This is a genomic window from Acinetobacter sp. Marseille-Q1618 (assembly GCF_902809855.1).
Taxonomy (GTDB): Bacteria; Pseudomonadota; Gammaproteobacteria; order Pseudomonadales; family Moraxellaceae; genus Acinetobacter.
The window spans coordinates 932893-952276 of sequence record NZ_CADDWJ010000001.1 but is presented as its reverse complement, the minus strand read 5'-3'; the positions used below and the strand labels follow the sequence as shown (position 1 = coordinate 952276).

General features: G+C 38.2%; 10 protein-coding genes, 2 tRNA genes and 2 rRNA genes. 7 read left to right on the top strand and 7 right to left on the bottom strand.

What is annotated here, in order from left to right; all coding sequences use genetic code 11:
- Positions 1–32: 32 nt before the first annotated feature.
- The 4 genes from HUS24_RS04465 (at position 33) to rrf (ending at position 3800) form a co-directional block, all read left to right on the top strand.
- Positions 33–109 (top strand) — tRNA-Ile (locus HUS24_RS04465).
- Between the two features lie 46 nt (positions 110–155).
- Positions 156–231: transfer RNA gene (locus HUS24_RS04460), tRNA-Ala, on the top strand.
- Positions 232–609: 378 nt separating this feature from the next.
- Positions 610–3502, top strand: a 23S ribosomal RNA gene (locus HUS24_RS04455).
- 183 nt (positions 3503–3685) lie between these two features.
- A 5S ribosomal RNA gene (gene rrf, locus HUS24_RS04450) occupies positions 3686–3800 on the top strand.
- Positions 3801–4467: 667 nt separating this feature from the next.
- Here rrf and putA read toward each other — a convergent pair.
- Positions 4468–8220, bottom strand: a complete 3753-nt coding sequence (gene putA, locus HUS24_RS04445; RefSeq protein WP_173910837.1) for a trifunctional transcriptional regulator/proline dehydrogenase/L-glutamate gamma-semialdehyde dehydrogenase — start codon at positions 8218–8220, stop codon at positions 4468–4470.
- Between the two features lie 117 nt (positions 8221–8337).
- Here putA and HUS24_RS04440 point away from each other — a divergent pair, with 117 nt between their 5' ends.
- On the top strand, positions 8338–8835 hold the full coding sequence (locus HUS24_RS04440) for an Lrp/AsnC ligand binding domain-containing protein (protein WP_173910835.1): 498 nt from the start codon (positions 8338–8340) through the stop codon (positions 8833–8835).
- A gap of 86 nt (positions 8836–8921) precedes the next feature.
- On the opposite strand, the gene putP is transcribed toward HUS24_RS04440, so the two are convergent.
- From putP to HUS24_RS04425, 3 genes are all read right to left on the bottom strand, one after another.
- Positions 8922–10427, bottom strand: a complete 1506-nt coding sequence (gene putP / locus HUS24_RS04435) for a sodium/proline symporter PutP (protein WP_173910833.1) — start codon at positions 10425–10427, stop codon at positions 8922–8924.
- A gap of 372 nt (positions 10428–10799) precedes the next feature.
- Positions 10800–11417 carry a riboflavin synthase subunit alpha gene (locus HUS24_RS04430; RefSeq protein ID WP_173910831.1) on the bottom strand — a complete coding sequence of 206 codons (618 nt, stop codon included), beginning with the start codon at positions 11415–11417 and terminating at the stop codon, positions 10800–10802.
- A 168-nt stretch (positions 11418–11585) separates the two neighbouring features.
- The gene (locus HUS24_RS04425) at positions 11586–13214 is read right to left on the bottom strand and encodes a long-chain-fatty-acid--CoA ligase (RefSeq protein WP_173910829.1); all 1629 of its coding nucleotides are present in this window, start codon (positions 13212–13214) and stop codon (positions 11586–11588) included.
- A gap of 844 nt (positions 13215–14058) precedes the next feature.
- Here HUS24_RS04425 and HUS24_RS04420 point away from each other — a divergent pair.
- Positions 14059–14268 carry a hypothetical protein gene (locus HUS24_RS04420; RefSeq protein ID WP_173910827.1) on the top strand — a complete coding sequence of 70 codons (210 nt, stop codon included), beginning with the start codon at positions 14059–14061 and terminating at the stop codon, positions 14266–14268.
- A 252-nt stretch (positions 14269–14520) separates the two neighbouring features.
- Here HUS24_RS04420 and HUS24_RS04415 read toward each other — a convergent pair whose 3' ends face one another.
- The 3 genes from HUS24_RS04415 to HUS24_RS04405 form a co-directional block, all read right to left on the bottom strand.
- Positions 14521–15216: a methionine ABC transporter permease gene (locus tag HUS24_RS04415; protein ID WP_173910825.1), complete on the bottom strand. Its 696-nt coding sequence runs from the start codon at positions 15214–15216 to the stop codon at positions 14521–14523.
- Positions 15213–16238 carry a methionine ABC transporter ATP-binding protein gene (locus tag HUS24_RS04410; protein WP_173910823.1) on the bottom strand — a complete coding sequence of 342 codons (1026 nt, stop codon included), beginning with the start codon at positions 16236–16238 and terminating at the stop codon, positions 15213–15215. The genes HUS24_RS04415 and HUS24_RS04410 overlap by 4 nt, the downstream gene beginning before the upstream one ends.
- Before the next feature lie 74 nt (positions 16239–16312).
- Complete coding sequence (locus HUS24_RS04405) at positions 16313–17182, bottom strand: MetQ/NlpA family ABC transporter substrate-binding protein (RefSeq protein ID WP_173910821.1); 870 nt, start codon at positions 17180–17182, stop codon at positions 16313–16315.
- 582 nt (positions 17183–17764) lie between these two features.
- On the opposite strand from HUS24_RS04405, the gene ahpF reads away from it, so the two are divergent.
- Entirely contained in the window at positions 17765–19330 is a 1566-nt protein-coding gene (gene ahpF / locus HUS24_RS04400; RefSeq protein ID WP_173910393.1) for an alkyl hydroperoxide reductase subunit F, read from the top strand.
- The last annotated feature ends 54 nt before the right edge of the window (positions 19331–19384 follow it).

Here is a 19384-nt window from a genome sequence, read left to right as displayed (position 1 = left end):
CACAACAAGTTGTTCTTCATTGATGTATCTGAGGGTCTGTAGCTCAGTTGGTTAGAGCACACGCTTGATAAGCGTGGGGTCACAAGTTCAAGTCTTGTCAGACCCACCACTACTGATAAGAGTGCAGAAAAGCAGAATACATTAAGATCTTAACTGGGGACTTAGCTTAGTTGGTAGAGCGCCTGCTTTGCACGCAGGAGGTCAGGAGTTCGACTCTCCTAGTCTCCACCATGTACTTTAAAGAGTACGGGCTAAATAATAGATTATAGAAATTAATGAATTTGATGAAAATTGAATTGATTAATTTCTGTGATTTATCACAGTTTACTACTTGCTGACGAGGCGGTAGTTAATCATTAACAGAATATATTTGAGTTGAAATAAATTGTTCATACTCGTTTTAGTTAACTTAGCAAGCAATTGTGAAAGTTAAATGAAATGAGTAACTAGCGATAAAACTGAATCAAGCGTTTTGGTATATGAATCTAATTGAAGCTGTACAGTGTTTAGATACACAGTACTTCGAACTGTAAATTAAATAAATAATTTATTATTTACTTAATTGTCTTAATCCTACTTGTAGGGGTTAACGACTGTTTGGGGTTGTATAGTCAAGTAATTAAGTGCATGTGGTGGATGCCTTGGCAGTCAGAGGCGATGAAAGACGTAATAGCCTGCGATAAGCTTCGGGGAGGCGGCAAATATCCTGTGATCCGGAGATTTCTGAATGGGGAAACCCACTTACCATAAGGTAGGTATCATATGATGAATACATAGTCATATGAGGCGAACGAGGGGAAGTGAAACATCTCAGTACCCTTAGGAAAAGAAATCAATTGAGATTCCCTCAGTAGCGGCGAGCGAACGGGGATCAGCCCATTAAGTTATATGTGTTTTAGCGGAATGCTCTGGGAAGTGCGACCGTAGAGGGTGATAGTCCCGTACACGAAAGGGCACATATAATGATGACGAGTAGGGCGAGGCACGTGAAACCTTGTCTGAATATGGGGGGACCATCCTCCAAGGCTAAATACTCCTGACTGACCGATAGTGAACCAGTACCGTGAGGGAAAGGCGAAAAGAACCCCTGTGAGGGGAGTGAAATAGATCCTGAAACCGCATGCATACAAGCAGTGGGAGCCAACTTGTTTGGTGACTGCGTACCTTTTGTATAATGGGTCAGCGACTTATATTCAGTAGCAAGGTTAACCGAATAGGGGAGCCGTAGAGAAATCGAGTCTTAATAGGGCGCATAGTTGCTGGGTATAGACCCGAAACCGGGTGATCTATCCATGAGCAGGTTGAAGGTTGGGTAACACTAACTGGAGGACCGAACCCACTGTCGTTGAAAAGCCAGGGGATGACTTGTGGATAGGGGTGAAAGGCTAATCAAACTCGGTGATAGCTGGTTCTCCCCGAAAGCTATTTAGGTAGCGCCTCGGACGAATACCATTGGGGGTAGAGCACTGTTTCGGCTAGGGGGTCATCCCGACTTACCAAACCGATGCAAACTCCGAATACCAATGAGTACTATCCGGGAGACAGACTGCGGGTGCTAACGTCCGTAGTCAAGAGGAAAACAATCCAGACCGCCAGCTAAGGCCCCAAAATTATAGTTAAGTGGGAAACGATGTGGGAAGGCATAGACAGCTAGGAGGTTGGCTTAGAAGCAGCCACCCTTTAAAGAAAGCGTAATAGCTCACTAGTCGAGTCGGCCTGCGCGGAAGATGTAACGGGGCTAAAACTATATGCCGAAGCTGCGGATGTATACAATGTATACGTGGTAGGGGAGCGTTCTGTAAGCCGATGAAGGTGGATTGAGAAGTCTGCTGGAGGTATCAGAAGTGCGAATGCTGACGTGAGTAACGACAAAACGGGTGAAAAACCCGTTCGCTGAAAGACCAAGGGTTCCAGTCCAACGTTAATCGGGGCTGGGTGAGTCGACCCCTAAGGCGAGGCCGAGAGGCGTAGTCGATGGGAAATTGGTTAATATTCCAATACTTCTGTGTAATGCGATGAGAGGACGGAGAAGGTTAAGTCAGCCTGGCGTTGGTTGTCCAGGTGAAAGGTTGTAGGCATGTATCTTAGGCAAATCCGGGGTACTCTATGCTGAGAACTGATATCAAGCTGTACTTGTACAGTAAAGTGGCTGATACCATACTTCCAAGAAAAGTCTCTAAGCTTCAGTTACACAGGAATCGTACCCGAAACCGACACAGGTGGTCAGGTCGAGTAGACCAAAGCGCTTGAGAGAACTCTGCTGAAGGAACTAGGCAAAATGGTACCGTAACTTCGGGAGAAGGTACGCTGCCGGTGGTGATTCCCCTCGCGGGATGAGCTGTTGGCAGCCACAGAAACTAGGCCCCTGCAACTGTTTATTAAAAACATAGCACTCTGCAAACACGAAAGTGGACGTATAGGGTGTGATGCCTGCCCGGTGCTGGAAGGTTAATTGATGGGGTTAGCGTAAGCGAAGCTCTTGATCGAAGCCCCAGTAAACGGCGGCCGTAACTATAACGGTCCTAAGGTAGCGAAATTCCTTGTCGGGTAAGTTCCGACCTGCACGAATGGCATAATGATGGGGGCGCTGTCTCCAGCAGAGGCTCAGTGAAATCGAAATCGCCGTGAAGATGCGGTGTACCCGCGGCTAGACGGAAAGACCCCGTGAACCTTTACTGCAGCTTGACATTGAACTTTGATCTTACTTGTGTAGGATAGGTGGGAGGCTTTGAAACCGAGACGCTAGTTTCGGTGGAGCCAATCTTGAAATACCACCCTGGTAATATTGAGGTTCTAACTCTGCTCCATAATCTGGAGCGAGGACCATGTCTGGTGGGTAGTTTGACTGGGGCGGTCTCCTCCTAAAGAGTAACGGAGGAGTACGAAGGTGCGCTCAGCGTGGTCGGAAATCACGCGTAGAGTATAAAGGCAAAAGCGCGCTTAACTGCGAGACCCACAAGTCGAGCAGGTACGAAAGTAGGTCTTAGTGATCCGGTGGTTCTGTATGGAAGGGCCATCGCTCAACGGATAAAAGGTACTCTGGGGATAACAGGCTGATACCGCCCAAGAGTTCATATCGACGGCGGTGTTTGGCACCTCGATGTCGGCTCATCTCATCCTGGGGCTGAAGCAGGTCCCAAGGGTATGGCTGTTCGCCATTTAAAGAGGTACGCGAGCTGGGTTTAGAACGTCGTGAGACAGTTCGGTCCCTATCTACCGTGGGCGCTGGAAATTTGAGAGGATCTGCTCCTAGTACGAGAGGACCAGAGTGGACGAACCTCTGGTGTACCGGTTGTGACGCCAGTCGCATCGCCGGGTAGCTATGTTCGGAAGGGATAACCGCTGAAAGCATCTAAGCGGGAAGCCTACCTCAAGATAAGATTTCCCTAGGACTTTATGTCCTCTAAAGATCCGTTCAAGACTAGGACGTTGATAGGTTGGATGTGGAAGTACGGCGACGTATGAAGCTGACCAATACTAATTGATCGTGAGGCTTGACTATACAACACCCAAACAGTTGTTGTATAAAGCTTAATTGATTCATTAAAGATCAAATGATCTAAAAATACTTGATTCAGATAACGCTTGAACATACAATTTCGCTCAAATTAAATTCTGTTAATAACTCTTTTGGAAAAAACCTTAGCAAACAAGTAAGACTAAGCAAGTATCCATAAACAGTTGTGCTGGCGACAATAGCAAGAGTGAACCACCTGATCCCTTCCCGAACTCAGAAGTGAAACCTCTTAGCGCTGATGGTAGTGTGGGGTTACCCATGTGAGAGTAAGTCATCGCCAGCTCATTATTCAAATCCCTTTGACGCTTATAGCGCAGGGGGATTTTTTTATGCAAAAAAGAAAGATAAAATTAGAAAGAAAAAGAAAGACGGTTCACAAAGATTTTCTCAACAATTATGTGAAGAGAGTATTGCAATCGAAAATTATATAAGCTTACATTCAGAAAAAATCAAATCACCCTCTCGATGAGGGTTTACATTAGTTCGTTAGGCTTTCTATATTATTTCCTTCCTGATCTCACTATATTCAATCGATTCTTAAATTAATCCAACAAACTCATCACATCATCTTCAGTCAATTTCACTTCATTTTCATGGTCTATACTTAAAACATACTTCGTTAAATATAGAATTTATAATTGTGAGTAGAAAATTCAAAGTGATTGTAATTTATCTAACTTGCTTAACTGATGATAATCTTTTGTTTTTTATTCTAGATTTCATCTAGTTAATACAACAAGTGTTTCTGATTCTAAAATCTCAGATTAATAGGTTTAAGTTTATTTAATTCTATAATTGATGAATTAAGTAAATAATCTATGTGTGATTTTAAGGAAATTGAGCATTTAACTTTAATGAAAAAGCCCAAGCTTTCTATTTGAAAACTTGGGTTACCAGAATCAATTTGATGGAGTTATTATTTTTATTCTTTAGAAAGAAAATTATCCCTATTAACTTTCTAAAGTCATCAAACTTGCATTACCACCTGCAGCAGCAGTATTAATACTGATTGCACGTTCAATAATTAAACGTTCTAATGGGATATGATCATTTTCATGATTTGTATGATAAATACTGATAATAGCACCTTCACGCTTGCTGATTTGTTGTTGTAATTCGCGTAAGGAATTAATATCACCATGACTCAGTACGGCATCAAAATCACCTATTAACACATCATCTATCAGGGAAATATGCTGTTGAATCTCCTGTGGTAATTTTTGTAAAAGCTGCAAGGCTATTGCATTCTGATTAGAGAAAACGGCATGAGCACCTACTGAGAAAACAGCTGCAAGCTGTTGTAAAACAGCATGTTCATGTTGGGCTATTAACAAGACTTTAGCTCTTGGTAAAATACAGTACTGATTTGACTCACCAGTTGGTCCAGGAAGCTCGTATAAGCCTGTAATCTTATTATAAACGTTTAATTTAAAGTCTGAATAATGCTGACTTGCCCAAAGGTTTAAAGCATTATAAACAGGATTAATTTCTGGAGAAGTTATCGTTTTGATAATACCAAAAGGCTGTTCAGGCAGATGACAGTGTTGCATTAATTTATATAAATAGATTGGGCCGCCAGCTTTTGGTCCTGTACCAGATAAGCCTTCGCCACCAAATGGCTGTACACCTACAACCGCACCAACAATATTACGGTTAATGTATAAATTTCCAACTTCGGCATGTGCGATAGTGGTTTGAATAGTTTCATCAATTCGAGTATGTAAACCCATGGTTAAGCCATAACCTTTGGCATTGATTTGTGCCAATAACTGTTTTAATTCACCATATTTATAACGAATAATATGTAAAACAGGGCCGAATACTTCACGTTTTAAATCATTTAAATTAGGGAGTTCAATCACTGTTGGTGTGATAAAAGTCCCCTGATCCGACTTTAATTGCTCATCATCTGTATATGCCAATTGATGTACTGGATAACCTTTATCTCGCATTGTATTAACATGTTTTTCGATATTTTGCTGAGCTTCTACATCAATTACGGGGCCAATGTCTGTTTTGAGCAAGATAGGATTGCCCATACGCAGTTGCTGCATCGCACCTTTTAACATTTTGATGAGAACATCTGCATTGTCTTCTTGTACGCATAGCACCCTCAACGCAGAGCAACGTTGACCCGCACTATCAAAAGCAGAATTAACGGCATCTAAAACCACTTGTTCCGTGAGTGCAGATGAATCCACAATCATGGCATTTTGTCCGCCTGTTTCTGCGATTAACGGAATAGGTTGGCCTGTTGGACTAACACGCTGTGCAACGGTTTTCTGTAAAATTTTGGCAACTTCAGTAGAGCCAGTAAACATAATACCTTGAATACGTTCATCTTGTGAAAGTTTTGCACCGACTGTTTCACCACGACCTGGTAATAACTGTACAACGGCTTTTGGAATGCCTGCTTCCCAGAGTATTTGGATTGCCTGCGCTGCAATCAGTGGGGTCTGTTCAGCAGGTTTAGCAATGACTGTGTTGCCTGCAACCAAAGCTGCTGCAACTTGTCCTGTAAAGATTGCTAGTGGGAAATTCCAAGGGCTAATGCATAGTACAGTACCAAGCGCTTTTAATGCAGTAGCTTTTGAAATACTTTGCATTTGTGCAGCATAATATCTTAAAAAATCAACAGCTTCACGTACTTCTGCAATACCATTGCTATAGGTTTTACCACTTTCTCGGCACAACAACAGCATCAATTCTTCAAGACGTGCTTCCATCAAATCCGCAGCTTTGAATAAATATGTAGCACGTTGATTTTTAGGGGTATTGTTCCATGTTTCAAATGCATACTGTGCATTTTGTAAAGCTAAATCAACTTGAGCTGTGTCTGCTTCAATAACTGTTCCAACGAGATCTTGATGATTGGCAGGATTACGAATTTCCACTTTAGGTAAATGATCTAAAGTTTGTATCTCTAATTGATCAACTAAACTGTGGCTTTGCCATTGGTAACTTGAGAGCTTGAGAGCAGTTGCATTGAGCTGTGCTAACTCACTGTCATTTGCTAAATCTAAACCAATTGAGTTTTGACGAATAGGCTGTAAAAGATCTTTAGGTAATGGAATGGCAGGGTGCTTCATGCCAATGACATGATCATGTTTTGCATTTTCAGTAATTTCTTGGATTGGGTTTTCAATCAAATCTTCTATTTTAATATTTTTATCAGCAATACGGTTTACAAATGAGGTATTTGCACCATTCTCTAATAAACGTCTTACCAAATACGCAAGTAGAGTTTCATGATTACCAACAGGGGCGTAAATACGACAAGGTACACCAAGTTTATTGTCTTGTTTATCTCCAACAACTTGCTCGTATAAAGGTTCGCCCATTCCATGTAAACATTGGAATTCATATTGACCGACATAATATTTGCTAGGGTCAGCCAATTGATAAATAGTGGCTAATGTTTGGGCATTATGCGTTGCAAATTGTGGGTAGATCGCCTCAGGTGCTGCTAACAATTTTTTGGCACAGGCGATATAAGACAAGTCTGTATGTACTTTTCGAGTAAATACAGGATAGTCAGACATGCCATCAATTTGCGCTTTTTTGATCTCACTGTCCCAATATGCACCTTTTACTAAGCGAATCATCAGGCGTTTTTGGCTACGTTTTGCAAGGTCAATAATATAATCAACCACATTGAAACAACGTTTTTGATAGGCTTGAATGACAAAACCAATGCCTTTCCAATCACTCAATGCAGGTTCAAAACATAAGCGTTCCAACAATTCTAAAGATAGCTCTAAACGGTCTGCTTCTTCAGCATCGATATTTAAACCGATGTCATATTTTTTTGCCAAAAGTGCGAGATTTAAAATGCGAGGGTAGAGTTCATTATGTACACGCTCGATTTGCGCACGTTGATAACGAGGATGTAAAGCGGATAATTTAATAGAAATTCCTGCGCCTGAATAAACATCTTTACCTACAGATGCTTTACCAATCGCATGAATAGCTTGAGTATAATCTTCAAAATAACGATTTGCATCATGTTCTGTGAGAGCTGCTTCACCAAGCATATCATACGAATAGCGGAAGCCTTTGTCCTCAAGAGTTTTGGCATTGTCTAAGGCTTCTTCGATGGTTTCACCTGTTACGAATTGCTCACCCATCATGCGCATAGCAACATCGACTGCTTTGCGGATAATGCCTTTACCTGTACGTGCCAAGAGTGAAGTTAAGATACTCGATAAGCTTTTTTGTTTTGGGGTTTCCATCAATTTACCTGTCAGCATGAGCCCCCATGCTGCAGCATTGACAAACATTAAATTACTTTGCCCTAAGTGTTCTTTCCAATTTCCTTGATTAATTTTGTCCCGAATCAGTAAATCACGTGTCGCTGCATCAGGAATTCGCAGCAAAGCCTCTGCCAAACACATCAGTGCAATGCCTTCTTGAGAAGACAAAGAAAATTCTTGTAATAAACCTTGCACGATACCTGCTTTTCCCGAGGAGCTTTTACGATCTCTTAAGCTATGCGCCAAGTTAAATGCAATGTCATAAATTTTATGATTCATCTCATCTGAGATGTGTGTATGTTCTAATAAGTTTTCAACACATTCAGGTTCTGAGCGTCGCCAAGTAGTATTAATTGCGATTTCAAAATCAGTTTTTTCTTTAAATTCAGTAATGTAATCTGGATTTTTTGACGAAATATCCATTGCAGAATTGAGATCGATTGTGTTCATGTCAACATCCTGTGACGATAAATTTATGTTGAGCAAATTGCCTTATATAATTTATGATTACAGAATATTCATAGTGAAACTCACTATAATTTAGATCATTTTTAGAGAATAATTCAAATGGATGGCGGATTTTTAAGTTTAGACCGAATAGATATCAAGATTTTAGATATCCTACAAAAAGATGGTCGAATTTCAAATACCAAATTGGCAGAGGAAGTCAATTTGTCAGCAACAGCTGCTTTGGCACGGGTACAAAAATTAACGGCGGATGGCTATATCTTAGGGTATGAAGCCAAATTAAACCCGTTGATATTAGGGGCAAATTTTGTGGTTTTTGTTGAAATATTATTGGATAAAACCACACCAAATGCTTTGGATGAATTTTCAGAGGCAGTTGTTCAATATCCTGAAATCATGGCATGTCATATGATTAGTGGTGGCTTTGATTTTTTAGTCAAAATTCGCTGTGCCAATATGGATGAATTTCGACGAATTTCTGGCAATGTGTTATGGCGCTTACCAGGTGTAAAAGAAACACGCAGTTATCCAGTGATGGAAGTGATTAAAGACAGTTCACAATTACATTTGAACTTTAAACCTCGCAGTAAAAAATGATATTAATCAATAAAAATGGGGCTTAGCGCCCCAGATGTGATATAGATTTTAGCTTAGGCTCCATAAAGATTAAGCTAACCAATCCATTACTTAGTTTTCATCTCTTGCATTTCCTGTTTATACAAACGATCAGCATGCTCAAAACGTTCAACGACTTCATTTGATGGCGCTTTACCTAATAAACTCACCACAATGATACTGATAAATGACAATACAAAGCCTGGTACAATTTCATATAAACCAGTTGCTTGTTTCAATGTCATTTCCCATGCGATGACGGTTACTGCACCGACAACCACCCCCACGATTGCACCATTCAAAGTCATGCGTTTCCAGAATAAAGACAAGATAATCAATGGACCAAATGCGGCACCAAAGCCAGCCCAAGCATATGCGACTAAGCCTAAAACTTTACTGGTTGGGTTAAATGCTAAAATAATTGCCAATACCGAAATGGCTAAAACCATTAAACGACCGACCCAAACTAATTCACTTTGTGAGGCATTTTTACGAATAAAACCTTTGTATAAATCCTCAGTTAAAGTACTTGAGCACACCAAAAGCTGGCAACTTAAAGTACTCATAACTGCCGCTAAAATCGCTGCTAAAACAACCCCAGCAATCCATGGATTAAACAAAATTTTGGTCAATTCCATAAAAATAGTTTCATGGTTTTGTGCAACTACACTACTTGGATGTGCTTGAAAATAGGCAATTCCGATATAGCCCACAGCTACAGCACCACCTAGACATAAGATCATCCATGTCATACCAATACGTCGTGCATTTGGAATGGTTTTGACCGAATCTGCTGCCATAAAACGGACTAAAATATGTGGTTGACCAAAATAGCCTAAGCCCCAAGCACAAGATGAAATAATCGCCACAGCACTTAAACCTGAAAATATATTGGCTGCATGCGGACGAGCAGTTTCAAGCAAGTGATTAAATTGGGATATATCACCGATGGCTAAGTACGCCATAATTGGAGTAATGAGTAAGGCGAAAATCATTAAACCTGCTTGGAAAGTGTCTGTCCAACTGATTGCAAGGAATCCACCAATACACACATAACTAATGGTTGCAATAGCGCTGATCCATAAAGCAGTGCTGTAAGATAAACCAAAAATACTTTCGAATAAGCGCGCACCTGCGACCATACCCGAGGCACAGTAGATTGCAAAAAATATTAAAATGACCAATGCCGAAATGGCACGTAACACTTTCTTTTTGTCCCCAAAACGGCTGGTAAAATAATCGGGCAGGGTAAGTGAATTATTTTGGACTTCGGTATGTACACGTAAACGTCCAGCAACCAATAACCAGTTTAACCAAGCACCAACAATTAAACCAATAGCAATCCAAGCTTCTGATAATCCTGATAAATAAATTGCACCTGGTAGCCCCATTAACAACCAGCCACTCATATCAGATGCACCCGCTGAAAGTGCTGTGACCACACTCCCTAAACTACGTCCCCCCAAAATGTAGTCAGAGAAATTTGAAGTTGATTTATACGCATATAGCCCAATAGCGACCATAGCGATGATGTATAACACGAATGTTATAACGGTTGGGTTGAGAAAACTCATTGATTCATCCTTATATCCTTTGGATTTACCTGTCCAAGATTATTTTTATCGTACTTCGTTAAGATGCAGATTCAAACATGGAAGTAATTTTTTTACTGTGACTTTTTTAAAGTATTTCATTGATAGTTATGTTGCAAATTGTAATTTTAGTTACAAAACTCAAGATTTATAAGTTTATTCATTAAATAAAAGCAGATTTAAATAATTTTGAAGACATTTTAACCATATTGCTGAGTTAAACCTAAAGTGATTTAATAGTAAAAAAGCATCTATATAAAAAATATAGATGCTGCTCAATAAAGATTACTTTTTAAAGTGAAACTTAAAAATTTATAAATATTTTCAGAGACTTTAAGAGTTCGCTATTAAATTTTAGTTTCTTGCATGAATATTTTCTAAAGTATCGACCAATGTGCGTGTAGTTTGATCGATCTCAAAATTTAAATAATCCCCAACTTGTAATTCTGAAAAATTGGTTAGGCGAATAGTTTCTGGGATTAAATCAACAGAAATGAGATGATTTACTTTATCTACCTGATTTACAGTTAAACTGCATCCATGTAGACCAATAAATCCTTTGAGGAAAAAGTATTTAATTTTTTCTTTTGGTATTTCAATATCTAAATGTAAAGTTTGACCATTTTTTAGAATATTTTTAACTTGTGCTGTCCCTTCGATGTGTCCATATAAGTTATGTCCACCATTCTCCATACCAATTTTAAATGAACGCTCAATATTAACTAAGCTATTCTCTTTTAAATTACCAAGCGTTGTAACGGATAATGTTAGGTCAGAAATATCAAAACTGACTAAACTTTTATCTACATTTATCCCTGTTACGGTTAAACATGTGCCATCAATCGCCACACTCGCACCAATAAACACATCATCGAGAAATCCTTGACTATTTTCAACAAAAATCGTGGCATAGCCTTCATGTTTTTCGATCTGGTGAATTTTTTCAGTGCCAAGCACGATACCTGTGTACATGGTAAATCTCATCTCTATGTTTGAAAGCTGATGCTATTAATAACATAAATTAAGATATTTGCATTCAGGTTTATACTAGAAAACAATGTGAAATTTCCCTCTTTTGGCAAAGAGGGAAATTAAAAGTGATAAAACTTAAGGTCTATACTGTAAATATTTTTAAGTCAATTAATTTTCTAATAAAACTGAGCCGTATTGATCTCGTAGATCCTTTTTCAGCATTTTACCTGTCCCTGTTAAAGGAATGGAATCAACAAAAATGACTTTATCTGGAATCTGCCATTTGGCAATTTTATCCGCATAATAATTCAAAAGATCATCTTCAGTGATTTCTGAGCCTTGTTGTTTGATCGCAATCACTACAGGGCGTTCATCCCATTTTGGATGTGTTGCCGCAATAACAGCAGCCATCGCAATTTCAGGGTGACTCATGGCAATATTTTCTAATTCAACTGATGAAATCCATTCACCACCTGATTTAATTAAATCTTTGGCACGATCACTAAGCAGTAAATAACCATCTTCATTGATAGAGGCAATATCACCAGTGTCGAACCAGCCATCAGCAGTTAGGGCGTTATCGGATTTGCCATAATAAGATTCAATAATCCAATGTCCTTTGACTTGTAAATTACCTGTGCTATGTCCATCTCGACTGACTTCATGCGTACCATTTTCTTCATCCGTAATACGTAAGTCGACTCCAAAAGGAGGGCGACCTTGTGATAAGCGCACATTAAGTTGCTCATCTGCTGATAATTTATGATGTTTGGCTTTAAGTTGATTACTCGTGCCAAGTGGACTCATCTCCGTCATGCCCCAAGCATGAATGGTTTCACAATTATACAAATCTCGGAAAGCTTTCATCATGGCAGGTGGACAAGCAGAGCCACCGACAACATTATGTTTTAAGCTTGCTAACTGACTCCCTGTTTGTTTGGCTGCAGCAAGTAATCCTTGCCAAATGGTCGGTACGCCTAAGGCCACTGTTACCTTATATTCATCAATCATATGGACGAGACTTGCACCATCTAAGCCTGGTCCTGGAAGCACAAAAGTACAACCTACCATTGCCGCAGCATAAGGGGTTCCCCAAGCATTGACATGGAACATCGGCACAACAGGTAACATGACATTATTGGCCGATAGATTGAGTGAGTCTGGAAGGCAGATTGCGTAAGTATGTAAAATGGTAGAGCGATGGCTGTATAAAGCACCTTTAGGATTACCTGTCGTCCCAGAGGTATAACACAGTGAACTTGCAGTATTTTCATCAAAACTTGGCCATTCAAACTGTGCAGAATGGTCTGCGATTAATGCATCATAAAATTTGACATCAGGCAAAGCGTCAACAACTTCTTGGTCAAACGCACTTAGACAAATAAAATGTTCAACATTTGGCGTATGTGCCTTAACCGCACGAATCAAAGGCAAGAACGTTTTATCAAATAAAACGACTTTATCTTTTGCATCATTAATAATAAAAATTAATTGTTCTGGAAATAAACGCGGGTTAATTGTATGACAAACCATACCGCTACCAGAAATTGCATACCAAGCTTCTAAATGACGATGATTATTCCAAGCAATCGTCGCAATACGATCGGCATGTACTGCGCCTAAATCAGCCAAAGCATTTGCAAAACGTTTTGAGTTTTCCGCGACATGCGTCCAATTGGTCGTGGTAATTGTGCCATCGGTATTTTTAGAAATGATTGCGGTATCGCCATGATAACGTGCAGCATGTTCGATTAAATTACTAATCAACAGGGGCTGAAACATCATATTTCCTTGCATACAATATCCTTTTATTTTGTTGTGATTGGTTGATTTAATTTATGTTTATTCAATCCATTCCATTTAAAAACTATTAAATAGAAAAAACATAATTTCATCCTAACCAAAAAAAATCTGAATGCAATGAAAATATTGACAATTTTTCGTAACTACAGCAAAGCTAATTGATGATGAAAAACAGAGGCTTATCAAATTCTCATGATTTGAAAATTAAGCATAAAATATAGACTAAAGTCTTAGCGTGTTACTGGATAAATAACTTGAATTGGCGCACAGATATGTTAAAAATATGAGACACCTTTATTAAAAAATGATGTTTTAGGATAAAACATAAATGAAAGGTGGATTCACAATAGGAGAGAATGAATGCTACAAACCTTAAAGAAAATCTTGTGTATACACAAATTTGAATATGAAATTGATGCGAATGCTGTGGTGAAAAAAGAATGTCGTAAATGCGGAGTTTGTCACTGATTTTCTATGAGAATTTGTCTGCCATATCATCATATTATGGTTTTAAACAGTGAGTATGATGATATGCAAAAATATATCCTCTAATGATAACACCTCAAGTGTATTTTAATTGAAACTATTCATTCTCATATTTTGAGTTTTTATTTTAGACAAAAATCATCTTCTGCCACAAAAAATAGTAAAAGAATATTACGTAAGTCCTAACTACAATTACAATAGCTATAATTATTCAGTTACATATAAAAAACTAAAAATTTTTACTATTCATTAATTTGGTGTAATATTCACTTTAAATTAGTTAAATAATAAGCTCATCGTATGGTGAGCTTTTTTGTTATTACTTCTAATGTTTAAAGTTTGAGGTTGTGCTATGTTAGTTAAAATCGAAGATGGTTTTTACTTGAACTCATCGCATATTATTGCGATACATGTTTCTAAGAACATGATTAATCAAAACTTTCTTGTGGATATTGAATACACGCCAAATAATCAAAAAGCGACTGGCATTTATCATAAAGAGTTCCCAAGTAAATTAGATGCGGATACTTTTTTACAAAAATTGCATCAACAGATTGCTTAATAAAGTTTGGCTTTAAGTAAATATGTAAGGCAAATTAAAAGAAATGGAATTCAATTTTTAAGCAAATTTTATCAATAGATAATAATTGATAATTTACAAAGACATAGGTTTTAATTTTGATGAATCAATGCGTGTGATAAATAGTACAAAACCTGAAGAGATGATCATCACCTAAGCTTCTAAAAGCAAAAAACCAGTGAACAAGCACTGGTTTTAATTTTTTCATTGCAGATAATTTGTAAAAGATTAGGATTATCTTAATTTAGATAACCAATCTCCCAAACTTTGTACCAGTTGCACTAAGATCAATAAGACAATTACGGTCAGAATCACTACACTGGTATCAAAGCGTTGATAACCATAAGAAATAGCTAAATCACCAATACCACCAGCACCGACTGCACCTGCCATCGCGGTAGCACCAATTAAACTAATCGTCGCAGTGGTTAGATTTAAAATCAATGAACTACGTGCTTCAGGAATGATAAATTTAAAAATAATTTGCCACGGTGACGCGCCCATTGCTTGCGCAGACTCAACAATGCCTTCATTTACCTCTAAAAGTGAAGTTTCAATCAAACGCCCAATATAAGGACCTACGTAAATCGTTAATGGTACGATAGCAGCCCAAGTGCCGATAGATGTTCCTACAATCATTTTGGTGAGAGGAATAACCGCAATCAACAAAATGATAAATGGGAGTGAGCGTAGCGCATTTACAATAGGGTTGAGTACGTGATAGATCACTTTATTGGGTAAAATTCCATTTGGACGCGTTACCAATAAAATAATGGCCTGAATAAAGCCCCAAATACCTCCAAACAACATCGCAAAAAACACCATATGCATGGTTTCTTGCATCGCTGTCACAAATTGATCGATAGACAATGAGCTTTGCCAATAGGGCGCAGTGATTTCAGTCAGCCATTGAACGATTAAATCTCTCATTCCGCTACTCCTGATTGCGTCACTTTGACACCTTGTAAGGCAAGAAATTGTACCGCTTGTTGAATCACAATCGGATCACCGAGTAACTGCACAAACATTTGTCCAATTACTGAACCATTAATTTCGGTCATATTGGCAAATAAAATATTTAAACTAATATCAAACTGCTGAATCAATTTCTGAATTACAGTTTCTTGCGCTGATGTTCCTAAAAATTGTAAATTATAAATACTGTTATGATTTTTATTTTCAAGATTATTCAAGATGTTAACAGGGAGTTGTTGCTGTAAAACGGTTTGAATAAAATTACGTGTGGTTGGCTGTTTTGGGCGGCTAAAAATATCAATAGTCGAGCCTGTTTCAATCACTTTTCCATATTCCATCACAGCAACATAATCACAAATCGACTCAATCACGTCCATTTCATGCGTCACCATGACGATAGTAATGCCTTGTTCTTTATTAATTTTCTTGAGCAATGCTAAAACAGATTTAGTGGTTTGTGGGTCGAGTGCAGAGGTTGCTTCATCACAAAGCAAAATTTTAGGATGATTGGCTAAAGCACGTGCAATTCCTACACGTTGTTTTTGACCACCTGAAAGCTCATCAGGAAAAGCATCTTTTTTATGTTTGAGGTCGATAAATTCAAGCAATTCATTTAAACGTTTTTCACGTTCAGCCTTAGAATAACCTAATAGTTTCATCGGCATTTCAATATTTGCTGCAACAGTTTTGGTTTCAAGCAAATTAAAATGCTGGAAAATCATACCAATATTTGCACGTTCTTGACGTAATGTGCGTGCATCCAATGCAGTGAAGTCTTGGTCATGAATGATCACTTGCCCTTGGGTTGGACGTTCCAAGAGATTGATCATACGGATGAGGGTGCTTTTTCCTGCACCACTATAACCAATAATGCCAAAGATACTACCATTTGGAATCTGTAAGTTAATATCATCCAAGGCACGCACGGTTTGACCTTTTAGATCATAATGTTTTGAGATATTTTTAAATTCGATCATATTGTCAAAAACTATACAAAAATGAAAAAACAGGCAAAATCATTTTGCCTGTTTCATGGACATCCGAATAGATGTTATTTGTTTTCTATTAAATAGCTAACAGGTTTGTTTACATCCACTTTAGTTCCACCAAAATGGTCTTGTACATATTTACCTACCGCAGCAACATGATACAGTTCACCAACTTTTTTCAAGATTGGATCATCTTTACGTGATTCAGCAACAGCAAGAACATTCACGTTCATTTTGGTGCTTTGGTCAATTGGTTCATAGTAGATTGAATCTTTTAATACATTCAAACCACCTTCCATTGCCAAAGTATTTCCTAAAACAATTGCGTCCACTTCATCTTTTGCACGTACCGCAGTTGCCATTTGAATCGGTTTAATCACGATTTTTTTGTTATTTTCAATGATGTCAGCAGGCGTGCCTTTGACATTATCAAAATCCGCTTTTAATTTCACCAGACCTGCTGATTGTAATAACAATAAGGCACGTGATTCATTTGCCCCATCATTTGGAATGGCAATCGTTGCGCCTTGTGCAAACTCTTCAACTTTTTTAACTTTGCTTGAGTAGATCCCCATTGGCTCTAAGTATGTGGTTGAAATAGGTGCAATTTTATCTTTGTTTGAGTCATTAAATGCAACCAAGTACGCATAAGATTGGAAAGCATTAATGTCAATTTCTTTGTTCGCAACTGCTGTGTTCATGGACACATAGTCAGTAAAGTTTTTGACTTCGAGTTTAATACCTGCTTGTTTGGTTTCTGGTAGCGTTGCGATATAGCGCCAAATATCTGCATCAGACCCAGTTGATGCTATAACAACAGTATGTTCTTTTGCATCACCAGATGTAGTTTCAGTTTTAGGTGCTTCTTGTTTGCCACAAGCTGCAAGAGAAAGTACAGATGCACTGAGTAAAACACCAAACAATTTGTTCATGTTTAAATCCTGAATAATATTGTGTATGTCAATGACTACACTTTTAAATAAATATGCTCAATTACCCAATACAGCTTAAAACAAATTTGCGTCTTCTCTAGATGATTGATATGACATACAAAAATTTTTCAATTTGAAATTGGTTTGCTTGGCTTTTTATTGATTCAATGAATATTCAATAATAAAAAGCGTAACTAAATACGACCAAGACTAAATTTTTATTTATCATACCAATAAATTTAACTTATACATAGTCAGGCTAAAGATTTGTATTACTTAGAAAAAAGCTTTAAAAAAGAATCAATTGATTAAAAAAATAAGTAAAACAAAAACTTTTGTTGAATTGTGTTATAAATGTAGAGAATTTTCTGTTTATTCTTATTATATAAAATATGATGGAAAGCTTAGCTAAAAAATGCATATAAAAGCTTTTTGTAGTGAATATAAAAATAAAAAGTAGAAATAAATAATTATTGATCTGTAATTTCGATTGTATGTATAAATATAAACTGTTTTACCTATGATTGAATTTAACTTATTATAAGCTCAATGAATAAATTTACTCCCTTGGAGATTGTTAGCATGTTAGATACCAATACTTCTGCACAACTTAAAACTTTACTTGAACGCTTAGAAAGCCCAATTGATATCGTGGCTTCTTTAAACGATTCTGATAAATCAGACAAAATCAAAGAATTGGTCACTGAAATCGCTGCGCTTTCTGACCAAGTTACTGCACGTTTTGATGGTCAAAATGAGCGTAAACCTAGCTTCGGTATTGCAAAAGCTGGCGAGCAACCGCGTGTATTCTTCGCGGGTTTACCGATGGGGCATGAATTCACATCACTGATCTTAGCTTTGTTACAAGTGTCTGGTTATGCACCTAAAGTATCTGATGAAGTTTTAGCGCAAATTAAAAGCCTAGACCTAAAAGCAAACTTTGATGTATTTGTTTCTTTAAGCTGTCATAACTGTCCTGATGTTGTACAAGCTTTAAACTTGATTGCAATTAACAATCCAAATACTACTGCAACCATGATCGATGGTGCATTCTTCCAAGACGAAGTCGAAGAACGCAAAATCATGGCTGTACCAATGGTATTCCAAGATGGTGAACATATCGGTCAAGGTCGAATGACTTTGGAAGAAATCGTAGCAAAATTGGATACGGGTGCGGCTGCCAAAGATGCCGAAAAATTAAATGCCAAAGATGCATTTGATGTTTTAGTCATCGGTGGTGGACCTGCGGGTGCAACTGCTGCAGTGTATGCTGCACGTAAAGGTATTCGTACAGGTATTGTCGCTGAACGCTTTGGTGGTCAGGTGATGGATACCATGGACATTGAAAACTTCATTTCAGTGCAAAAAACCCAAGGTCCAAAATTTGCAGCAGATATGGAAGCACATGTGCGTGAGTACGGTGTGGATATCATGAATCTACAAAAAGTGAAAAATATTGTTGGTGCTGATCAAACTACGACTGGTTTAGTTGAGTTGGAACTGGAAAATGGTGCCAAACTTGAATCGAAAACTGTAATCCTCTCGACAGGTGCGCGTTGGAGAGAAATGAATGTACCCGGTGAGAAAGAGTATAAAACCCGTGGTGTTGCATACTGCCCACACTGTGATGGTCCATTGTTTAAAGGAAAACGTGTTGCGGTGATTGGTGGGGGTAACTCAGGTGTAGAAGCAGCAATTGACCTTGCAGGTATTGTAGAGCATGTGACTGTGGTTGAATTTGATACCAAACTTCGTGCGGATCAAGTGCTTCAAGACAAATTACATAGCTTGAAAAATACCACAGTCATTATGAATGCACTTTCTACTGAAGTCATCGGTGATGGTTCGCAAGTGACCGCACTGAAATATAAAGATCGTGCGACTGATGAAGAGCATACGGTTGAACTCGCAGGAATCTTTGTGCAAATCGGTCTATTACCAAATACCGATTTCTTAAAAGACACTGCAGTGGAGCTTTCAAACCGTAATGAAATTGTGGTGAATGATCGCAACGAAACCAATGTGAAAGGTGTGTTTGCTGCGGGTGACTGTACGACTGTACCGTACAAGCAAATCATCATTGCATCTGGTGAAGGTGCAAAAGCGTCATTGTCTGCTTTTGATTATATTATTCGTTCTGGGCAGTAATTGATTAAACTGAAGTGTTTGAAGCGAAAGGAACTTAGGTTACTTTCGCTTTAA

Excerpts from the sequence above, each read along its gene's own strand:
- putA (WP_173910837.1), bottom strand. The coding sequence starts at position 8,220 with ATGAACACAATCGATCTCAATTCTGCAATGGATATTTCGTCAAAAAAT.
- HUS24_RS04440 (WP_173910835.1), top strand. The coding sequence starts at position 8,338 with ATGGATGGCGGATTTTTAAGTTTAGACCGAATAGATATCAAGATTTTA.
- putP (WP_173910833.1), bottom strand. The coding sequence starts at position 10,427 with ATGAGTTTTCTCAACCCAACCGTTATAACATTCGTGTTATACATCATC.
- HUS24_RS04430 (WP_173910831.1), bottom strand. The coding sequence starts at position 11,417 with ATGTACACAGGTATCGTGCTTGGCACTGAAAAAATTCACCAGATCGAA.
- HUS24_RS04425 (WP_173910829.1), bottom strand. The coding sequence starts at position 13,214 with ATGCAAGGAAATATGATGTTTCAGCCCCTGTTGATTAGTAATTTAATC.
- HUS24_RS04420 (WP_173910827.1), top strand. The coding sequence starts at position 14,059 with ATGTTAGTTAAAATCGAAGATGGTTTTTACTTGAACTCATCGCATATT.
- HUS24_RS04415 (WP_173910825.1), bottom strand. The coding sequence starts at position 15,216 with ATGAGAGATTTAATCGTTCAATGGCTGACTGAAATCACTGCGCCCTAT.
- HUS24_RS04410 (WP_173910823.1), bottom strand. The coding sequence starts at position 16,238 with ATGATCGAATTTAAAAATATCTCAAAACATTATGATCTAAAAGGTCAA.
- HUS24_RS04405 (WP_173910821.1), bottom strand. The coding sequence starts at position 17,182 with ATGAACAAATTGTTTGGTGTTTTACTCAGTGCATCTGTACTTTCTCTT.
- ahpF (WP_173910393.1), top strand. The coding sequence starts at position 17,765 with ATGTTAGATACCAATACTTCTGCACAACTTAAAACTTTACTTGAACGC.